Origin of the sequence: Peptostreptococcus sp. D1 (assembly GCF_900112955.1) — a bacterium.
GTDB lineage: Bacteria > Bacillota > Clostridia > Peptostreptococcales > Peptostreptococcaceae > Peptostreptococcus.
In genome coordinates, this window is sequence record NZ_FONP01000001.1 from 529,666 (window position 1) to 548,528 (window position 18,863).

Consider the following 18,863-nt stretch of genomic DNA (forward strand, 5'->3'; position numbering starts at 1 on the left):
AATTCCCCACGCATTCCATCCTACTCTAAGTATACTATATATTGTTAAATAATAATTGATTTTAATATGAATTTTTTATGAATCAACTTAGTTTCATCATCAAATTATCCTTATTTACTAACCATTTATTTTATTTTACTAATTATTTCTCAGATTTTGCCTGCAATTTATTTATCATGCTAAGACTTGAAATAGCATCCATTTGTTAAATTTACATCTTTTCAGGTGCATTTATTCCAAGTATAGCTAATGCATTTTCTAAAGCTTGTCTAGTGGCTTCAACCAATGCTAATCTCGCATTTCTCACAGCCTCAGCTTCAACAACTATTGGATTGTTATGATAGAACTTGTTAAAAGCCTGAGCCAAATCTAGTGCAAACCTTGTTACGATATGAGGCTCATTTTTACTCATTGCAAGAAGTATTGATTTATTGAAGGTTTCAATAACCTTTAAAACCTCTGAAGAATCTTCATCAGAAATCAAGTCAAAATTTACCTCAGAAGTTACAGCTTGATTTGCCTTTCTAAGAACTGCGCAGCATCTTGCATGAGTATATTGAACATACGGACCAGTTTCACCTTCAAAACTCAAAGTTCTCTCCCATGAAAAAGTATAATCCTTTATCCTACTATTGGAAAGCTCTTGGAATACTATCGCTCCAACACCAACCTCTCTAGCAATCTTATCAATATCTCCTGCTTCTGGATTTTTTTCGATTATGATTTCTCTTGTCTTATCTATTGCCTGATTTAAGACATCTTCTAAAAATACAACCCTTCCTTTTCTAGTAGACATTGTTCCCTCTTCAAGAGCAACCATACCAAATGGAACGTGTACCATATTATTGTACCAATCGTATCCCATCTTCTTAATTACAGCAAAATATTGTCTAAAGTGCAGCTCTTGCTGTGAGCCTACTACATATAAGCATTTTTCAAAATCGTAGGTTTTCTTTCTGTAAAAGCCTGCTGCCAAATCTCTTGTTAAATAAAGAGTAGATCCATCAGTCTTTTGAATCAAAGCAGGTGGTAAATTTTCATCAGATAAATCAACTATCATCGTACCCTCTGATTCCACAAGAAGATTATTTTCCTTTAATTCATCTATTACAGCCTGCATCTTATCTGAATAAAAGCTTTCGCCAGCATAAGAATCAAACTGTATATCAAGAAGATCATATACTCTCTGGAATTCCTTTAAGCTTTCCTCCCTGAACCAGCTCCATAGCTCTGTGGCTTCCTCATCACCATTTTCAAGCTTTGTAAACCATGCTCTCGCCTCAGCTTCCATTTCAGGCTTTACCTCAGCCTCATCATGGAATTTTACATATAGCTTTAATAACTCCTTTATAGGACTTGATTCTACTACATCCTTATTACCCCATAGCTTATAAGCGACAATCAGCTTTCCAAATTGAGTACCATAGTCACCAAGATGATTTATTCTGAATGTATTATATCCCTGTGAAGCATAAATCCTATGCAATGCGTTTCCAATTACAGTGGTTCTGATATGCCCAATATGGAATGGCTTAGCTATATTAGGAGAGGAAAAATCAATTAAAACATTCTTCCCTTCGCCAATATCACTCTTTCCATAATCCTTTTTTTCGCTCAAGACCTGTGTAATAACTTTTTTTGCCAAGGCTTCTTTATTCACAAAAAAATTAACATATCCGCCAACATTTATTACCTTTGAAATTACTTCTCCAGCTGGAATAGACTTTGAAATTTCTTCTGCAATTGCCATTGGAGATTTTCTATATTCCTTTGCCAGCTTAAAGCATGGAAATGCATAGTCTCCCATTTCTTTATTTGGTGGTACCTCTATTAGCGATTTTATTTCGTCATTTTTTAAAACATCTATGTTATTTCCCAATTTCTCAGATATCACTTCTTTAAAATCTATCATTTTTCCTCCTACTACTTCACTCAAATATTACAAAATACCAAACTAATACTATCATATTTGAATATGCTTTGTCAAAGCTGAAATATCAATATTTTATAAAAATTATCGTTCGATCAAGCTACAGCGACTACATACATCCAAATAGTATTATTCTATAGTATTCTAAAGCACATCATACTCACTTATTACCTTGATACCATTTTTTTCAAACAGCTGCGCACAAACACCCTTGCCATTTATTCTTTTCCCCTCAAAATTTCCGTTATATACATAATTTGAGCCACACGAAGGACTTCCATCCTTCAATATTGCCAGCTTACAATCATTTCTCCTTGCGATTTCCAAAGCCATATTCGCTCCATCAACAAAATACTTTGTAACGTCAACACCCTCTATATTCAATACCTTCGCTTCGTTTCTAAATACTTCATCGGCAGTTTTTGAAAATTGTATCTCTGAAGGAGGTCTAGGTGTATTCATTTTTCCCATCTCTTCGGGACAAATAACAATATAATCCTTATTTTCCAGAAATTTAATTACATCTTCATTATAATTATTATCACCGTTATATTTGCAATTATTTCCCAGCAAGCATCCTGAAACTATTATTTTCATTTTAAATCTCCATTGTCTAAATACAGTGCGTTTATATTCCAAATTCCATTATTTTTATTTCATATCCTATTGAGTATTGCGTTATTTTATATTTTATTTAATTGTAACTATTGTCACACCTATTCCACCTTCACCGTATTCACCTTTTCTCATAGATTTAACATGTGGATTTGTCTTTAATATTTCAGCGATACCCTTTTTCAAAACACCTGTCCCTACACCATGAATTACCGTCACTTCCTCATGTCCAGCCATTGTTGCGTCATCTAAGTATTTTTCCACCTCAAAAATTGCCTCTTCAAGCTTCATTCCTCTTAAATCTACCTCCCTTTTAATATTTCCGGATTTGGATTTAATTACTTTTCTTGTAGCCTTGGTCACAGTGCTTTTTTTCTTTTTTGAAATCTTCTTAAGAGATTTGTATGGTAATGTCATTTTCATTACTCCAACCTGAACAACTGCTTCTTTCTTTTTGTCATCAGAAGAAATAATTGTACCCTCTTGTCTAAGGGCTATAATATCTACATCTTCACCAGGCTTCAGATTTTTAATTTCACTTGATGAAAGCTTCGGAACAATCATGCTTTCAACACTCGGCTGTAAGCTTCCCATGGATTGAGAAATCTCTTTTTTTATTTCATCAATTCTCTTATCCTTTTCCTTTGAAGCTCTTTCATTTTCAATTTTTCTCAACTCTTTAATCAGATTATCGGTAGTTTCCTTTGCCTGCCTGATTATTGAAAACGCCTCACTCCGAGCATTTTCTATAGCTTTAGCTTTGGATTTCTCAAATTTCTCCAGCTTTTCAAAAAATTCACTTTTCAATTTTTCGGCTTCTTCTCTATTTTGTTCGGCAATCCTTAGCTCTTCTTCAATTTTCAATCTATTTTTTTCCACACCTTGTAATACTTCTTCCAATTCTATATCTTCAGATGTAAGATATTTTTTTGCCTCTTCAATCGTAAATTCACTCAGACCCAATTTTTTTGAAATTTCAAATGCATTTGATTTGCCTGGAACTCCAATCAACAATCTATACGTAGGCGAAAAGGATTCCATATCAAATTCAACAGCCGCATTTTCAACAGCCTTCTTTGCAAGAGCATATTTTTTCAGCTCACTGTAGTGAGTGGTTGCAATACAAGAGGCTCCAATACTCCTGATTTGCTCCAGAATTGCAATCGCCAACGCAGCACCTTCCTCTGGATCAGTACCAGCTCCTAGCTCATCAAAAATAACCAAGGAATCCTCAGTTGTATTTTTCAAAATATTTACAATTCTAGTCATATGTGATGAAAATGTAGAAAGATTTTGCTCAATACTTTGGTCATCTCCAATATCCGCAAAAATGTGATCATAAACACACATATTACTTCCGTAATCAGCAGGAATATGAAGACCACATTGAGTCATCAATGCAAACAGTCCTATCATTTTAATAGTAACTGTTTTACCGCCTGTATTAGGTCCTGTTATCAGTAGCGTCGAATAATCGTATCCCAATTCAACTGTATTCGCAACGACTGACTTCTTGTCTAATAGAGGATGCCTTCCATTTACAATTTTAAATTTTTTTTCTTCATTAAGTCTTGGTTCAATGCCCTTCATAGCAATAGACAGCTTGCCCTTTGCAAATATAAAGTCTATTTTTGCAAGTATTTCTTGATTATTTATCAATTCTCTACTAGCTTCGCCGACCATTGATGACAGCTCTGAAAGAATTCGCTCTATTTCCTCATTCTCAGAAAGCTTTAGCCGCCTTAGGTCATTATTCATTTCTACAATTGACATCGGTTCAATAAAAAGTGTTGCCCCCGATGATGATTGGTCATGAATGATACCAGATACCATAGACCTATATTCCGCCTTTACCGGAACGACGAATCTATCTCCTCTCACAGAAATAATAGCATCCTGCAAGTACTTTTGATATGTTGCAGAGGAGATAATACCGTTTAATTTAGACCTTATCGATTGATTCTTCTGAACAATTTTTCTTCTGATACTCCTAAGCTCACTAGAAGCATTATCCGATATTTCAATTTCACTAACCACTGCATTTAAAATTGCATCCTCAATATCTCTATGAACATATAGCGAGCTTGCTAAAGAATTCACTATTGGATATTTGTTGTCATCAGAATCCTCATCCTTTGAATTTGCACCATTACCAAAATTATCTACCTTGATATCTCCACTCAAAATATTTGATATAATTCTCGTAGTCCTCATGGTGTCAGCTATCATAATCAGATTTTTAGGATCTAATGTGGCACCTATCTCCGCCCTTTTTACTTGATTGATTATATCATGAATACCTTGAATAGGTACGTGTCCTCTTTTTATCAATATGGATTGAGCCTCAGTCGTTTCCTGAAGAGCATATTTCACAGCATTGTAATCTGAAAATGGATTTAGATTTTCAATTATATTTACGCCCAAAGACGAGGATGCCTTGTCTTTAAGCATACCTAGTATTTTGTCAATTTCTAAAACTCTATAATACTTTTTATCCATATTCACCATCCATTCTTTTATTTATCAATCTACATTATAACATATTTATTTTTCTTGAAATATAAGTTTTGTCAAAATTTCTCTGGAATATTACAGTATTACAATCTATTAAATAAAAAAGCCTTACTCTTGATTCATAAAAAAATAAACATAAAAAAACGGCTTTACCTCTACGTAAAATATATTAAACCTACTTTAATCAGTAGCTTTGATATAAATCATATCGAATTAGCCGTTTCTTTATTATTAATGTCTTGAACAAAAATATCTTTTTTAAATTATTTATTAAAAGCTTATTTATTGAATTGACTAAAATTTATAGCTCCAATGCCTCCTACTATGGTAATATTCTCCATTTTTTCCAAATATTCTTGAAGCACTTTAGGCTTATTAAGCTTGCTTGTTAGCACTATTGGTTGTCTGACTGTCGGCAATATTCCACCTAAAGCTAGAGTATCAGCATACTCATCTCCACTTGAAACGAAAACGGATTTTGAGCTTGGATAAACAAATTTTGAAACCAAAACAGAGGTTTCGTACCTATTTTCTCCAGCGATTCTATTAACTTTTCCTCTAAGTCTATTTTCAACATCTTTTGACACAGATAAATCTCCTCCAACTATTGTTATTTCATCACTAGAAGAAAGTCTATTAAGAGCATCCTTACTAATTTCATTCTTTCTAGCTAATATTATCGGTGTCACCTCTGAAGCTGCTATCGTTGCTGATACCAATGCATCAGAGTAATTTTCACCCGAAACAACTACAGCCTTTTTTCCAATTTTATTAATTGATTTTAACTTGTCAAATACTGCATTCGAGGTTTCAAATCTATCTTTTCCAGAAATTACTTCAACCGAATAATCCTTCTTCATTAAAGAAACCATCTCTGTATTTATTGATGCTTCTCCACCAACAAAGATTATGTTTTTAGCCCCAAGCCTAGAGATTTCGTCTCTGATACTATCATTTATACTGTTTCCGTCAATAAGCAAAATTGGTGCTTTAATAGCAGAGCTTAAAGAAGACGAAACTAGTCCATCAGGGAATTTGAATCCATTTACTATTATTACAGTATCAGATTTTTTATAGTACTTTTTACTAAGCTCAACCGATGTTTGTATTCGGTCCTTTCCGCTTACTCTATCAACATTTGCCTTTGAATTTGATGTATATCCAAAAGCTATATTTTGAGAACTAACAATATTTATTTTATCATTATCTAGCTTTACTCCAGTACCACTATTATTATCTAATTTAGCATCTACTTTTTTCTCAACCCTTACGATAATTTTTGCAGTAATATTTTTCGGATTCGATATGCCTTCAGGAAGCTCTAGAGTTCCATTATAAACATATATCCCATCATCTTCTCTGCTTTCCTCTAAATTCAAAGTCCAATTTACTTTTGTAATTACTTCTGTTAATAGCTCATCGTTCTTATTTGTATTAATAGCTTCATTTAAATCAACACCTAAAATATTTTCTGATGGTTGAGCAGGGCTTGAAGCTACGGATGATATTGCACTTCTGTAAAGACCGGACACCATCAATGGCGGTAGAAAAGGATTACTATCTAAGACACCACCATTTTCATCAAATCTATCTAAAGTAATTGTAAATAGATTTTTATTATCTTCAGTTGCTCTCAATACACCTTCTGTTACATCTTTTCTTTCCAAATCGCCCTTATAAACTCTAGTTATTGAGTTTTTATTACTTGCATATTTTGTATCAAAGCTATGATTAATGTCTATAAAGTAAGGATTTTCTACCTTCACTACATATTTTGCTTCCAGACCCTCATTATCTTCAATTTCCAGATATCCACCTGAGGATTTTTTTTGTTTTTTCCCATAAAAGCCTTCTTCATCCTCAACAGTAAAATTTATTTCATCAGTAATTATTTGACCTTGTTTATCTTTAATCACATATGTAATCCTATTTTTATTTACTCCCATCTTTGACAAATCTTCAACTGATGATTCTGCAATTTTCTCTCTAACAGTTAGTTCCAGTACCTTGTTTTTTCCTTCTGGCAAGCTGACATTTGAGTTTTCATCATAAACTGGTCTTACAACCTCACCATCTCTTTCAAGCTTTGAAATATATTTTACTTTTCCATTATCATAATCATATGTTTCAGTGAATTTATTTTTACTTACTAATTCGTATCTACTATCCTTCAGTTCTATTGTAGCATCTCTCATCATACCCGTTAAATTTATTGAAACTATTCCATCAACTGACGTATATGAACTCTCTGTACCAGCCTCAAGAGTAGTAGCCTCAAATTTCAATGGTATTTTTACAATTTTACCATCGGTATCCCTAACAATATAATTAATTTTTCTATTTTCCAAACTACCTTCAACAGCAATATCTTTTTCATTATCAGCTGATATATCATTTTGATTATCACTAGAACTATCATTTGTATTTCCACTCGACCCATTATTCGTTTCTTCTGATTCAACTTTTTTTATCGATATGTTAACTGTCTTAGGTAATCTATATTTAATTTCATCCTTGTCATTTACTATTATCATTTCTGGATTAACTACATCTTCAACAGTATATTTATCTTGCATCTGAGGTAAATCGCCTTCATAGGTTGAATTTTCATCACCGTTATTTTTAGAAAACTCAACAGGATTTCCTGATGAGAAAACATTTTTTAATTTTGGCAATTTGTTAACAGGTGACCAATCCTTTATCAAATTATTATTCATATAAAGCTCTTCTAAATTTGACATATTTGAAAGAGCCCTAATATCACTAATTTCATTCGACGATGCATCTAAAAACCTCAGCTTTGTGGCCTCTTTTATAGGATCTAGAGATACAACCTTTTTCATATCAGTCAAACTGAACGCTGATTTGGAAATATTCAAGCTCTCTAAATTTTTCATGTTAGAAAGACTTTCAATATTATCAAAAGTATTGCGAGAAATGTCTAAATATTTCAAGTTTGTCAAATTTTTTAAACCTGAAATATCGTTTGACTGACATGAAAATGCGTCCAAATATTTAAGCTTTACTAGCTTTGATAAAAAATCAAAATTATCTACTTTAATAGTATGAATATTAAGACTTTCTAGGCTAGTAATGTTTTCTAGAGGTGACAAATCCTTTAAATTATTGTTATTTCTAATATCTAAAAACTTTAATTTTTTTAATCCTCTTAATGGCTCTATTGAATCCTCTTGTTGGTTTACCAGAGAAAGCCATTCTAGATTTTCAGCATATTCCAAGCCCTTTAGAGAATTTAGCATAAATAATTTTTCATTTAGATTATGTGCTTTACACTGCTCTGGTGACAGAATTCGTAGATTCTGAACCATCTTTGCTGTAACAGGAATTTCTTTTAACTGTTCCTCTGTACCTTCCCTCTTGTACATGATATTAATCATATACCTCAAATTAGCATCTTCAACTACATTCTCTCCCTCAGTATTTTTTGTATCCTTCAAAAATTCAGAAGCTTCGACTATCATTTGGCTATCTGGATAGCTTACTCCCCACATTTCATTTGCAATTGTTTCTGCAAATACTGAAGAGTTGATAGCACTATTAGTTAATATCGCAGCACTCATTAACACTGATACTGATTTTTTCATACTTTTTCTCCTTAAAATAATTATCTAAATTGTTGTTTCACAATTATATATAATATTAATCCATAAAAAAAATAGATTCAATCCCATTTTATGCAACATAGACATAAACAATAATTACAAGATGAGAAATAGATTTTTACTATTGATAAAAACATAATAATTTTTTATTATTCTTTTATTTTAGTTGTTACTTCATCGTGTATATATTATAATTTAAGTATATACATTATTGATTAATAAAAATTCATTATATCAATGTTTAGAGGGGGTGTATGAATTGAAATACGTTACAAATGGACTATATCCAGAAAAGGTATTTAAAAATTTCGAAGATATTTCAAAAATTCCAAGAGGCTCTGGAAACGAAAAAGCAATTAGTGACTACATTGTTGAATTGGCTAAGAAAAACAAGCTTTTCGTGAGACAGGATGAACACAACAATGTTGTCGTTAAGAAGAAAGCCACAAATGACAGCAAAAACACAGTAATGCTACAAGCTCATATAGATATGGTTACAGAAGCTGGTGAGGGATCAAATCACGACTTCATTGTAGATCCAATCGAGCTGATAATTGAAGGCAATAAATTACGTGCCAACAACACTACTCTTGGAGCAGATAATGGAATAGGTGTAGCATACATGATGTCAATTATCGAGAGCTCAGACATATCACACCCAAATCTTGAATTGATATTCACAGCTGATGAAGAGGTCGGGCTTGTAGGAGTTACTAAATTGGATTTTTCAGATCTTGAATCAAGCTATGTACTTAATCTGGATTCTGAAGAGGAAGACTTTATCTTGGTTGGTTGCGCTGGTGCAGTTGACTCGATAGTTTCATTAAAAAAAGAATACAAACCATCCATACCTTCCAATATCGCTCTCGAAATCAATGTAAAGGGTCTAACTGGCGGTCACTCTGGAATGGACATAGATAAAGAAAGAGGAAACTCAAATGTAATACTTGGTAGAATTCTTAGTTCTATCACGTATGACTTTGATTTATTTGCCATAAATGGTGGTTCAAAAAGAAATGTAATTCCGAGAAAAAGCGAAGCAGTCATATCTGTAAATCCTGATGTTCTTGAAAATATTGTAAAAGAAATTCAGAAAATATCTGCAAAGATCCAAAAAGAGCAATATACTGCTGATCCAAATCTAAAAATAGAATTGAGAAGATCTGCACCAACATCTTTTAAGGTATTTACTGAGGATTGCAAGTCAAAAATTATAGGATTGATGTTATTGATTCCAAATGGAGTAATTTCGAGGTCTACTACAATAGAAAATTGTGTGGAAACATCTACTAACTTTGCTATTATAAATGAAACTTCAACCTCAATTGAATTTTTAAATCTCACAAGAAGCTCTATGCAATCAAAAAAGGATTATGTAACTACTTTAATAGAAACCGCTGCAAAATCATTTAATGCTAAGGTTGAAATTACCCCTGGATATCCAGCATGGGAGCACAATGCTAACTCAAGCTTGGAGAAAATATCTGTAGATATTTATAGCAGATTATTCTCAAAAAAACCAGAGGTTGTAGTTATGCACTGTGGGCTTGAAAGTGGAATCTTACTTAGTAAATTAAAACAAAAAGCCGAGTCGATTTCAATCGGTCCTAATACATTTAATGTCCATTCTCCTGATGAATATGTTGAGATATCATCAGTTGGTAAAATATGGGACTACTTAATTGAAATACTAAAAAATTTATAAATCACAAAAATAAACCCTTCCCACATAAAATATTTAGAGTCATCATATCGATCTAAATACTCTATGCTAGAAGGGTTATTATTATTTTTTACTTTTAAAGGCTATTACACCTGTAACACCAGCACCTCCATGTGTTCCTATTCCACAGCCAATTTGGAAGTGCTTTATTTCTTTTGGATTTAATTCTCGAACAACTTTTTCTTCAAGTCTTTCTCTTTCTTTTATATCATCAGTATACCCTATAAACACGGTCTGCTCTGATAAATCAGTTACTCCATTTGCCTTTGCAAGCTCAACAATTTTTGAAGCTAGGTTATTTTTACCTCTTGCATTTAGGACATTCTCAACCAAACCATCCTTTATTATACATATTGGCTTAATGCCCAAAACATTACCTATAATTGCCTTTGTTGATGATATTCTCCCTCCTCTAGTCAAATACTCTAGATCATCACACGCAAAAGATACATACACGTCATCCTTTATGCTCTCTATTTCTTCTACTATTTCATCTATATTTTTACCCTTTCGAACCAGCTCAGCAGCTCTTATAACCAACAATGATATTCCAAAGCACAATGAATTAGAATCTATTATTCTTATGTCACCCTCTTCTATTTCATTTTTTGCTATCATAGCACTTTGTATAGTGCCTGTAGATGCTGAAGATGCTGCAATATAAATTATTTTTGAACCCTCATCTGTATATTTTTTAAATGCTTCATAAAAGTCCGAATAAGTAATTTGAGAAGTTTTGGGTAGTATTTTATCAGACCTTATCATTTTATAAAATTCATCTGGTTGTATATCAATTCTATCCTTATATTGCTTGTCACCTATTATTACATTAAGAGGAATCATTTCAATATCATACTTATCAATGTACTCCTGCGTAATATCAGAAAGACTATCACATATTATTTTTATTTTCTCCATTTAATATATCTCCTCCTCTTTTTACAGTAATGATTATACCATTTCCGGATATCCCAACTGTCTCAAAGCCTCATATACTACAATTGCAACTGAATTTGACAAATTCAAACACCTAGCACCTTCAATTCCCAGCATAGGTATTCTCATACAGTTATCAATATTTGCTTCAATAATCTCCTTTGGCAATCCCTTTGTTTCCTTTCCGAAAACCAAGAAACATCCATCTTCAAAATTCACTTCAGAATGAGCTTTTTTCCCCCTTATTGAAGAGTAATAGTATTTTGCATCTGGAAATTTTCTTTTTAATTCTTCAAAATTCTCGTAATACTGTATGTTCGCTATATCCCAATAGTCCAATCCACATCTTTTTAAATGCTTGTCATCCAATGAAAACCCCAGCGGTTTTATCAGATGTAGAGTTGCACCCGTATTAGCACAGGTTCGGATTATATTTCCGGTATTATGAGGAATCTCTGGTTCATATAAAACTATATTTAAAGCCATAGCTATTTGCTCCTTTTTCACTTATAATTAATACATAGTATATTATTTAAACATTACTCTTAAAAAAATTACAATACTCTGTTATATTACATTTTTCACATTCCGGTTTCCTCGCCCTACAAATTCGTCTTCCATGAAATATAAGCAAATGATGTGAATGTGTCCATCTATCCTTTGGTATTGCTTTCATCAATGCAAACTCTGTCTTCTCAGGAGTATTTTCTTTAACTATTCCAATTCTATTGCTCACTCTAAACACATGTGTATCCACAGCAATTGCCGGAACATCAAAAGCATTGCTCAGAACAACACCCGCAGTCTTTCTACCTACACCAGGTAATTTCACTAGATCGTCCAAATTATTAGGAACATTTCCATTGAACTCATCACATATCATCAGTGAAGTATCTTTAATTTTTTGTGCCTTGCTTTTATATAGTCCACAGGTTTTTATTTCATTCTCTATGGTCTTTATTGGAAGGCTTTTAAAAGCCTCTGGAGTGTTGTATTTTTTAAACAGCTCACTAGTTACAATATTGACTCTGACATCAGTACATTGTGCTGAAAGTATAGTAGCTATCAGTAATTCGAAGGCACTACTATATTCAAGCTCACAGTGGGCATTTGGATGCATAAGCATCAGCCTATCCAAAATTTCAATATTTTCTTTTTTTGTTTTTTTTCTAGCCATTATTAAATATCCTTTGTCATTTTTTCATCGGTTAATTAAACGAGAATCCTACTACCACCAATAAATTCTCTAATAATTGATGTCGGACCTATGTCCTCCAAATCTGTAATCTCATCAAAATACTGAAGCATTTTTCTCAATCTCATGGCCTCTAGGTAGTTAGGACTCTCCGTATCGATGCTTTTTAAAAGATTATCCGCAATTGGCTTGAGTACAGATAGCTCATAAACACTTGCAGAGTTAAACATTATATCAGCTTCTTCTTGATACGGAAAAATATTTTTAATTTCACCAGCTCTAACCGATGGCCAAATTTCAATGGTTTGTTCAGCATTTAATCCTCTGGACGAATTATCTCTAACCATTCTTCTCAACAGCCTTAAATCTGAGGTTGAAATTCTGTTATGGTCATCCAAATTGACCTGAGTAATGACACTAATATATATTTTAAACTTAAATTCGTCATCTATTTTCTTTGTCAAAATAGGATTTAAACAATGAATTCCTTCAAGAATTATCGGCTGTCCTTTTTTTACTGATAATGTTTCTCCAGTATAAACTCTTTTTCCTTCTATAAAATCAAACCTTATTCTTTCTATTTCTTCACCATTAATCAGCTTATCTAAGTCTTCATTAAATTTTTCCAAGTCAATCGAATAAATCGACTCATAATCGTATTTTCCGTACTCATCCAATGGAGTAAGCTTTCTATCAACAAAATAATCATCGAGAGAAATTGGTAATGGATTTAAACCTATCACTTTCAGTTGAATCGATAATCGCTGCGCAAAACTGGTTTTACCAGATGATGACGGAGCAGCTATCAATATCACCTTACTATTTTTTTCTACAATTTTTTCAGCTATTTCAGCTATCTTTTTCTCATGAAGAGCTTCTACAGTTCTAATCATCTCACCATAGCGACCATCCTCAATAATCTGATTGAGATCTACCACATTGAAAATTCCTAGCGTATTTGACCATGCTTCACTTTCATTATATATTTCAGATAATTTTATATGTTCTTTTAGCTCGGTAGTAGTCCCTTTAACTCCATTTTTCGGTCCCAATATTATAAGTCCCTTAGACATTTTTGCTACATCGATATCTGTCAAATAACCAGTTGACGGAAACATATAGCCATAAAAATAATCCATATAGCCATTACATTCATAAACCCTCGTCAAATCATCCTTCCTATATTTTAGAAGCTCTGATTTTTCAATACGACCCAAATTTTCAAATAAATTAATCGCCTGATCATTTGTCATATATTTACAAACAATTGGATAATCATTTTTCACAACATTAATCATTTCCATTTTTATATTAGCTATATCATCCTCTGATAGTAGATGACCATTTTCGATCTCACAATACAATCCATCTCCCAATGAATGCTTTATTGATACCCTACTCTTTCCAAATAAATTTTGGGATGCTATTACCAGCAAAAGGGACAACCCTCTAAAATATAGCCTAGTTCCATCCTCGGTAGTTGTATCCAAAAATTTTATACTACAGCTTTTGTATATTATTCTATTGAGGTCATACAGTCTATTATCAATAATTCCCATACAAATATGACCTTGGTAGTTTTCCTCAACGAGCTTTGCCAGCTCACTCAGCCTTATCTTGCTTTCATCAACCCTTATTTCCATACCATCAATATTAAAAACTAATCCTGACATACTTTTCTCCTCTTATGAAACAAGTTCAAGACACAAAATCTTGAACTCAAAAAACTAATTTACTTTACCTATATTACTGAATGGAAGCAATCTAATTAATACGGTTCCAAGTAATCTTTCTTGTGGTACAAAACCGACCTCCTGATATCTACTATCCAAGCTCCTCATTCTATTGTCACCCATACAGAAATAATGTCCTTCAGGTACTACTGTATCTACTGTACCCTCAGTTACATTGTCAGAGGATATATAGCTTTCTTTCAAGATTTCTCCATTTACCTTTACCACACCATTTTTTATCACGATATGATCTCCTCCAACAGCAATCACTCTCTTTACCAAATCTTTTGTGCTGCTGTCATCTTGTAAAATAAAGTCTATAATCTTTGATACAGAAGATTTTTCAGCACTCGTCGTGTTGATAGGCATCGTACTATCAAATACTACAATTGAACCTCTTTCAACTCCAGTGTATCTACTTATTCTATTTATAATCAAATAATCATTGTTATCTAATGTCGGATACATAGACAACCCATCTACCCTCGTCGGTCTTATAAATTGGACTATTATCATTGCAAGGACTATAGCCATAACAAACATTTTTATCAATTCAAATATTTCATGGAATAATCCTTTACTCTTTTCACTTCTCAACGACTTCTCCTCTCTTCAGAAATTTGCATTCTAAATTTTTATTTTATAATTTTTCTAAGCCCTTTCGGATACTTGTTCTTTAAAACACCATCCGATTCCTTGCACCATCCAATGGAAACGTCATTAACGGCAATTAACACCCAGCCTCTAGATTTCCCAGATTCAATAGATTCACCTGCTATAAATTTCTTTATCTCTTCACTGTCATGACTAAACGATTCAAAGTTTTTCACATCATTGGTTTTAAGTGCCATTGCCAGAGAATGAGATGGCTCAAATCGATTCTTCTTCAATTCACCTAATTGCAACCCCACTCTCAGTGTCTTTACAGCTTCGAGATCTCTAACAGCATCAAATTCCTTTGGGTAAAAATACAACAATGTATTCTTCTTGACAATTCTACCCTTGTCCAAAATTTTGAAAAATGAAGAACCTCTTATAATACTCTGATTTAGAAAATCTAAAAACAATTTCTCCTCATTTCTGGAAATATTTTCACATTGATTTTGGCGTTTACTGTTTTTTGAACCTTTTTTGCTCTCCTTCAATTTGGATTCCTGTAAATATGCGTTTGTATCCCTGTCTAACGCATCATCTAATTCAACACGCTTCATCAATCTGGCACAAAAATGCCCCTCTCCACGGTCTTTATGAGGCCAAATTCTATCCATAGATAATAGCTCTGCATCAGACTCTCTAATAAAATCATCAATAATAGCTTCGTTTTCTCTCCTCGTAAAGGTACATGTTGAATATATTAAAATTCCATTAGGCTTCAGCATTTCATATCCATCTCTAATCAAATATTTTTGAATTTCAACGCACTCATCAACTTTTTGGACTGACCAGTCCTTTATTGCATATTCATCTTTTCTAAACATCCCCTGACCAGAGCAAGGTGCATCTATAAAAACTTTATCAAAATAACCTTTAAAAAACTTTAACAGCTCCTTTGAGTTGGAATTAGTTATTATCGAATTAATAGCTCCAAATCGCTCCAGGTTTTCTCCAAGAGCTCTTATTCTAGTCGTATTTATTTCATTTGAAAACAAAATACCGGTACCATTCAATTTAGACAATATATATGTCGATTTTCCACCAGGTGCAGCACATAAATCAAGTATCTTTTCACCCTGCTTTATTACTGTATTTCCAACCACACTCATTGCAGATGGCTCCTGAATATAGTATGCACCAGCATCATGCAAATAACATTTCCCCGGAATTTCATCTTCACTCACATAATATCCTTCATCAGACCATCCAACAAAATCATCCGATTCATATGAGTAATCAATATTGAAAAGTGAAAGCTTTTTAAACTCATCTGCAGTTATTTTCAATGTATTAATTCTAATTGAATTGGTTTTATTTTTGTCATATGTAGAAATGAAATCACTATATTCATCTCCAAGCAGTGTCTTCATTTCGTCCTTAAATTCTACTGGAAGGATTTCCTTAATGATACTCATACTGACTAGTCGCCTCGCAAATAGTAACTTTTATAGGCTTTTCTGTTGAAGATCTATAATAAGCCAGAGCTCTATTGACACTATCGTCGCTAAAATCTATCTTTTTCTCACTTATCAATGTCACTTTATCATCATCTAACAGCATTCTTATATCATTTACATCATTCTTAATGACTAATTCCAGTATTTTATGCTCTTCAAGGCAATCCTCATATAGATCATAAAATCCTAGCCTGTTCAACATTGCACGGTTTTTTTCTCTCTCATCTTTGTTTAGTGCTCCAATATCACCAATAACTTCGTTATCGGTAAATAGGTGTTCTTTTATGTTATCTTGTATACTATCAATGTCCAGTCCATATCTTAATAGGAGCTGCTTTTCAATCTCATCAAATTTAACGGCTGAAAAGTTATTTTCATTCATATACTTATTTAATCTTCTCGAAACTTCAAACATACTTACTTCACCTATATTGAATCCGTACATCAAATCACTAATAAATTCCTCAAATTTATCCACATCAGACGATTTAACCTTTGATTTTCGTTTATTAAAGCTTATTACCTTATCATCAGACATAACGATTCCTCCAAACTTAATTTGTCAACAATATTAGTATAATAATTCACTAATAATAGCCTTATCCTAAATTATAATTATTACAACGATTATATATTCGTATACTTTATTATAGCTTAAATTGATCTATATCTTAGTCATCAATTATCTTAACTTTCGTCACTTTTTACATCATCAATTTTATCCGTTGTTTCGACATTGTGATTTTCATTGTGACCTTCTTTATAATTTTCATTTTGGTTTTCATTCCCAAATATTTCATCCACGTTGATTTTCCTTATATATATTTCTTTACTGGCATCTATTTCAAGCCTTTCTCTTATTTCATCAATATTGTATAATAGTTTTTCGTAATACACGTTTGAAAAATATGTAACTACTTCTGGAGTAATAAGTGTCAGGTAAGCTACTATCAAACCGTAAAATAAGTAAATGCTTCTTACTTTGTACAAAATTACAGCGCAAATTATGAAAAATATGGTCGACACTATACAAATGCCTAAAAACATTTTTACAATCTTGCCTTTCAACTCCTTTGAAAGATATCTTGAAATCTTCATAGATTTTACAATACCAAGACTTTCAAAATTAGTGACTATAATATACGGAGAAAATACATATCTAGTGGCTATCGTAAATCCTATAAATATAGTTATAACAAATATTACAAGAAGCATTGCAACCAATGAAAATTCATCTACAGAGTTAACAACAAGTAAAATTGAAATCATAAATGATGTAATAATTAGCATGATGATTCCAACGAACAACATTATCAATCCCATTATTATTCCAAACCCAATAATTTTTAAATATATTTTAAAATTAATCCCAATATCTTTAAATTTTAATTTCTGATTGTTACCAGCCTTTAATGCGCAGCTTATGACTACTGCATAGAAGTAGAATTCAATAATAATTATCGACAATAATAAAAACACGTTTATCTTCGGGTGTTGTAGCAACAGTATCATAGGATTTATTACCATCAACATAAATGAATAAAGATAAAATAGAATTCTATTACCTCTAATCTGAGTCCTGCTTAATTTTAATATTTCTTTTCCTGACAGCATAAACATTCCCCCACATTTTTTATTTTATTTCTATGCCATATTTATCTCTTTTCAAATGTTTAATCAGTGGAAGCTGAGCTCTTATACTAGACAATTTTTCCCCTGAAACATTCGCATAAATAATACACTCCTCTGTATGCGCAGAAGCTAATATAGATCCCCAAGGATCAACTATTCTGGAATTTCCATATGAAACATATGATGCGTTTTCATCTCTTGCAGGAGATGCAGCCACCATATATACTTGATTGTCAACTGCTCTCATTCTAACTGATATTTCCCAATGAGCCGGTCCCGTAGTCATGTTAAAGGCTGCAGGCAATACTATTAGCTCAGCCCCTTTTTCCGACAACACTCTAAAATATTCCGGAAATCTAATATCATAACAAATACCAATACCAATTTTCCCAAGCTCCGTATCAAATACTGCAAAGTCGTCACCTGGAGACAGTACATCACTTTCCTTAAAATATTGACCACCTTCAATGTTAATATCGAATAAATGCATTTTTCTGTGTTTTCCTATCAATTCACCATGTCTATCATAGAAATAGGAAGTGTTATAAATTTTTCCACCATCTTTTTCAGGAATAGAACCCGCTACCAAATATACTCCACAATTTCTAGCAGCCTCCATCATAGCTACAGAGGTATCTCCTGGAAATTCTTCCGCATACACAGGAAAACATACGTTATCATACGGACTATTGAAAATTTCCGGCAATACAACTAATGCCGCACCATTCCGAGCAGCTTCCTCAATCAATTGAACGGCTTTACTTATATTTTTTTCTTTGTTATCTGTTGTCAACATCTGACATATTGCGACCTTAAAGTCCTTCATTATAACCACCTCTCAACCTATTAAC

At 32.6% G+C, this 18,863-nt stretch carries 14 protein-coding genes; 1 reads left to right on the forward strand and 13 read right to left on the reverse strand.

All coding sequences use genetic code 11. The features are described 5' to 3' along the window. Positions 1-211: 211 nt before the first annotated feature. From argS to BM120_RS02355, 4 genes are all read right to left on the reverse strand, one after another. A complete protein-coding gene (gene argS, locus BM120_RS02340; RefSeq protein WP_091992892.1) occupies positions 212-1,912 on the reverse strand; it encodes an arginine--tRNA ligase in 1,701 nt (566 codons plus the stop codon). A 162-nt stretch (positions 1,913-2,074) separates the two neighbouring features. Continuing rightward, positions 2,075-2,527, reverse strand: coding sequence for a 2-thiouracil desulfurase family protein (locus BM120_RS02345; protein ID WP_091992893.1), 453 nt, complete (start codon positions 2,525-2,527; stop codon positions 2,075-2,077). Positions 2,528-2,620: 93 nt separating this feature from the next. Further along, complete coding sequence (locus tag BM120_RS02350) at positions 2,621-5,044, reverse strand: endonuclease MutS2 (protein WP_091992895.1); 2,424 nt, start codon at positions 5,042-5,044, stop codon at positions 2,621-2,623. Between the two features lie 293 nt (positions 5,045-5,337). Further along, positions 5,338-8,664 carry a cell wall-binding repeat-containing protein gene (locus tag BM120_RS02355; protein ID WP_091992896.1) on the reverse strand — a complete coding sequence of 1,109 codons (3,327 nt, stop codon included), beginning with the start codon at positions 8,662-8,664 and terminating at the stop codon, positions 5,338-5,340. A 268-nt stretch (positions 8,665-8,932) separates the two neighbouring features. Between BM120_RS02355 and pepD the strand changes: the two genes are divergently transcribed. Continuing rightward, positions 8,933-10,387 carry a beta-Ala-His dipeptidase gene (gene pepD, locus BM120_RS02360; protein WP_242941530.1) on the forward strand — a complete coding sequence of 485 codons (1,455 nt, stop codon included), beginning with the start codon at positions 8,933-8,935 and terminating at the stop codon, positions 10,385-10,387. An 81-nt stretch (positions 10,388-10,468) separates the two neighbouring features. Here the strand turns inward: pepD and BM120_RS02365 are convergent, their stop codons facing one another. The 9 genes from BM120_RS02365 to BM120_RS02405 all read right to left on the reverse strand — a co-directional run bounded on the left by BM120_RS02365 (position 10,469) and on the right by BM120_RS02405 (position 18,838). Then, positions 10,469-11,323, reverse strand: a complete 855-nt coding sequence (locus tag BM120_RS02365) for a DegV family protein (protein ID WP_091992900.1) — start codon at positions 11,321-11,323, stop codon at positions 10,469-10,471. A gap of 33 nt (positions 11,324-11,356) precedes the next feature. Further along, positions 11,357-11,827: a tRNA (uridine(34)/cytosine(34)/5-carboxymethylaminomethyluridine(34)-2'-O)-methyltransferase TrmL gene (gene trmL / locus BM120_RS02370; protein WP_091992901.1), complete on the reverse strand. Its 471-nt coding sequence runs from the start codon at positions 11,825-11,827 to the stop codon at positions 11,357-11,359. 46 nt (positions 11,828-11,873) lie between these two features. Continuing rightward, positions 11,874-12,518: an endonuclease III gene (gene nth / locus BM120_RS02375; RefSeq protein WP_091992903.1), complete on the reverse strand. Its 645-nt coding sequence runs from the start codon at positions 12,516-12,518 to the stop codon at positions 11,874-11,876. 35 nt (positions 12,519-12,553) lie between these two features. Further along, the gene (locus tag BM120_RS02380) at positions 12,554-14,209 is read right to left on the reverse strand and encodes a nucleoside kinase (RefSeq protein WP_091992905.1); all 1,656 of its coding nucleotides are present in this window, start codon (positions 14,207-14,209) and stop codon (positions 12,554-12,556) included. A 54-nt stretch (positions 14,210-14,263) separates the two neighbouring features. Then, positions 14,264-14,866, reverse strand: coding sequence for a signal peptidase I (gene lepB / locus BM120_RS02385; RefSeq protein ID WP_278335311.1), 603 nt, complete (start codon positions 14,864-14,866; stop codon positions 14,264-14,266). Between the two features lie 38 nt (positions 14,867-14,904). Continuing rightward, on the reverse strand, positions 14,905-16,338 hold the full coding sequence (locus tag BM120_RS02390; protein WP_091992907.1) for an RsmF rRNA methyltransferase first C-terminal domain-containing protein: 1,434 nt from the start codon (positions 16,336-16,338) through the stop codon (positions 14,905-14,907). Further along, a complete protein-coding gene (locus tag BM120_RS02395; protein ID WP_091992909.1) occupies positions 16,325-16,918 on the reverse strand; it encodes a DUF3867 family protein in 594 nt (197 codons plus the stop codon). The genes BM120_RS02390 and BM120_RS02395 overlap by 14 nt, the downstream gene beginning before the upstream one ends. A 149-nt stretch (positions 16,919-17,067) precedes the next feature. Further along, entirely contained in the window at positions 17,068-17,994 is a 927-nt protein-coding gene (locus BM120_RS10820; RefSeq protein WP_091992911.1) for an NfeD family protein, read from the reverse strand. A 19-nt stretch (positions 17,995-18,013) separates the two neighbouring features. Next, positions 18,014-18,838 carry a carbon-nitrogen hydrolase family protein gene (locus tag BM120_RS02405; protein WP_091992912.1) on the reverse strand — a complete coding sequence of 275 codons (825 nt, stop codon included), beginning with the start codon at positions 18,836-18,838 and terminating at the stop codon, positions 18,014-18,016. Between the last annotated feature and the right edge of the window lie 25 nt (positions 18,839-18,863).

Excerpts from the sequence above, each read along its gene's own strand:
- argS (WP_091992892.1), bottom strand. The coding sequence starts at position 1,912 with ATGATAGATTTTAAAGAAGTGATATCTGAGAAATTGGGAAATAACATA.
- BM120_RS02345 (WP_091992893.1), bottom strand. The coding sequence starts at position 2,527 with ATGAAAATAATAGTTTCAGGATGCTTGCTGGGAAATAATTGCAAATAT.
- BM120_RS02350 (WP_091992895.1), bottom strand. The coding sequence starts at position 5,044 with ATGGATAAAAAGTATTATAGAGTTTTAGAAATTGACAAAATACTAGGT.
- BM120_RS02355 (WP_091992896.1), bottom strand. The coding sequence starts at position 8,664 with ATGAAAAAATCAGTATCAGTGTTAATGAGTGCTGCGATATTAACTAAT.
- BM120_RS02365 (WP_091992900.1), bottom strand. The coding sequence starts at position 11,323 with ATGGAGAAAATAAAAATAATATGTGATAGTCTTTCTGATATTACGCAG.
- trmL (WP_091992901.1), bottom strand. The coding sequence starts at position 11,827 with ATGGCTTTAAATATAGTTTTATATGAACCAGAGATTCCTCATAATACC.
- nth (WP_091992903.1), bottom strand. The coding sequence starts at position 12,518 with ATGGCTAGAAAAAAAACAAAAAAAGAAAATATTGAAATTTTGGATAGG.
- BM120_RS02380 (WP_091992905.1), bottom strand. The coding sequence starts at position 14,209 with ATGTCAGGATTAGTTTTTAATATTGATGGTATGGAAATAAGGGTTGAT.
- BM120_RS02390 (WP_091992907.1), bottom strand. The coding sequence starts at position 16,338 with ATGAGTATCATTAAGGAAATCCTTCCAGTAGAATTTAAGGACGAAATG.
- BM120_RS02395 (WP_091992909.1), bottom strand. The coding sequence starts at position 16,918 with ATGTCTGATGATAAGGTAATAAGCTTTAATAAACGAAAATCAAAGGTT.
- BM120_RS10820 (WP_091992911.1), bottom strand. The coding sequence starts at position 17,994 with ATGCTGTCAGGAAAAGAAATATTAAAATTAAGCAGGACTCAGATTAGA.
- BM120_RS02405 (WP_091992912.1), bottom strand. The coding sequence starts at position 18,838 with ATGAAGGACTTTAAGGTCGCAATATGTCAGATGTTGACAACAGATAAC.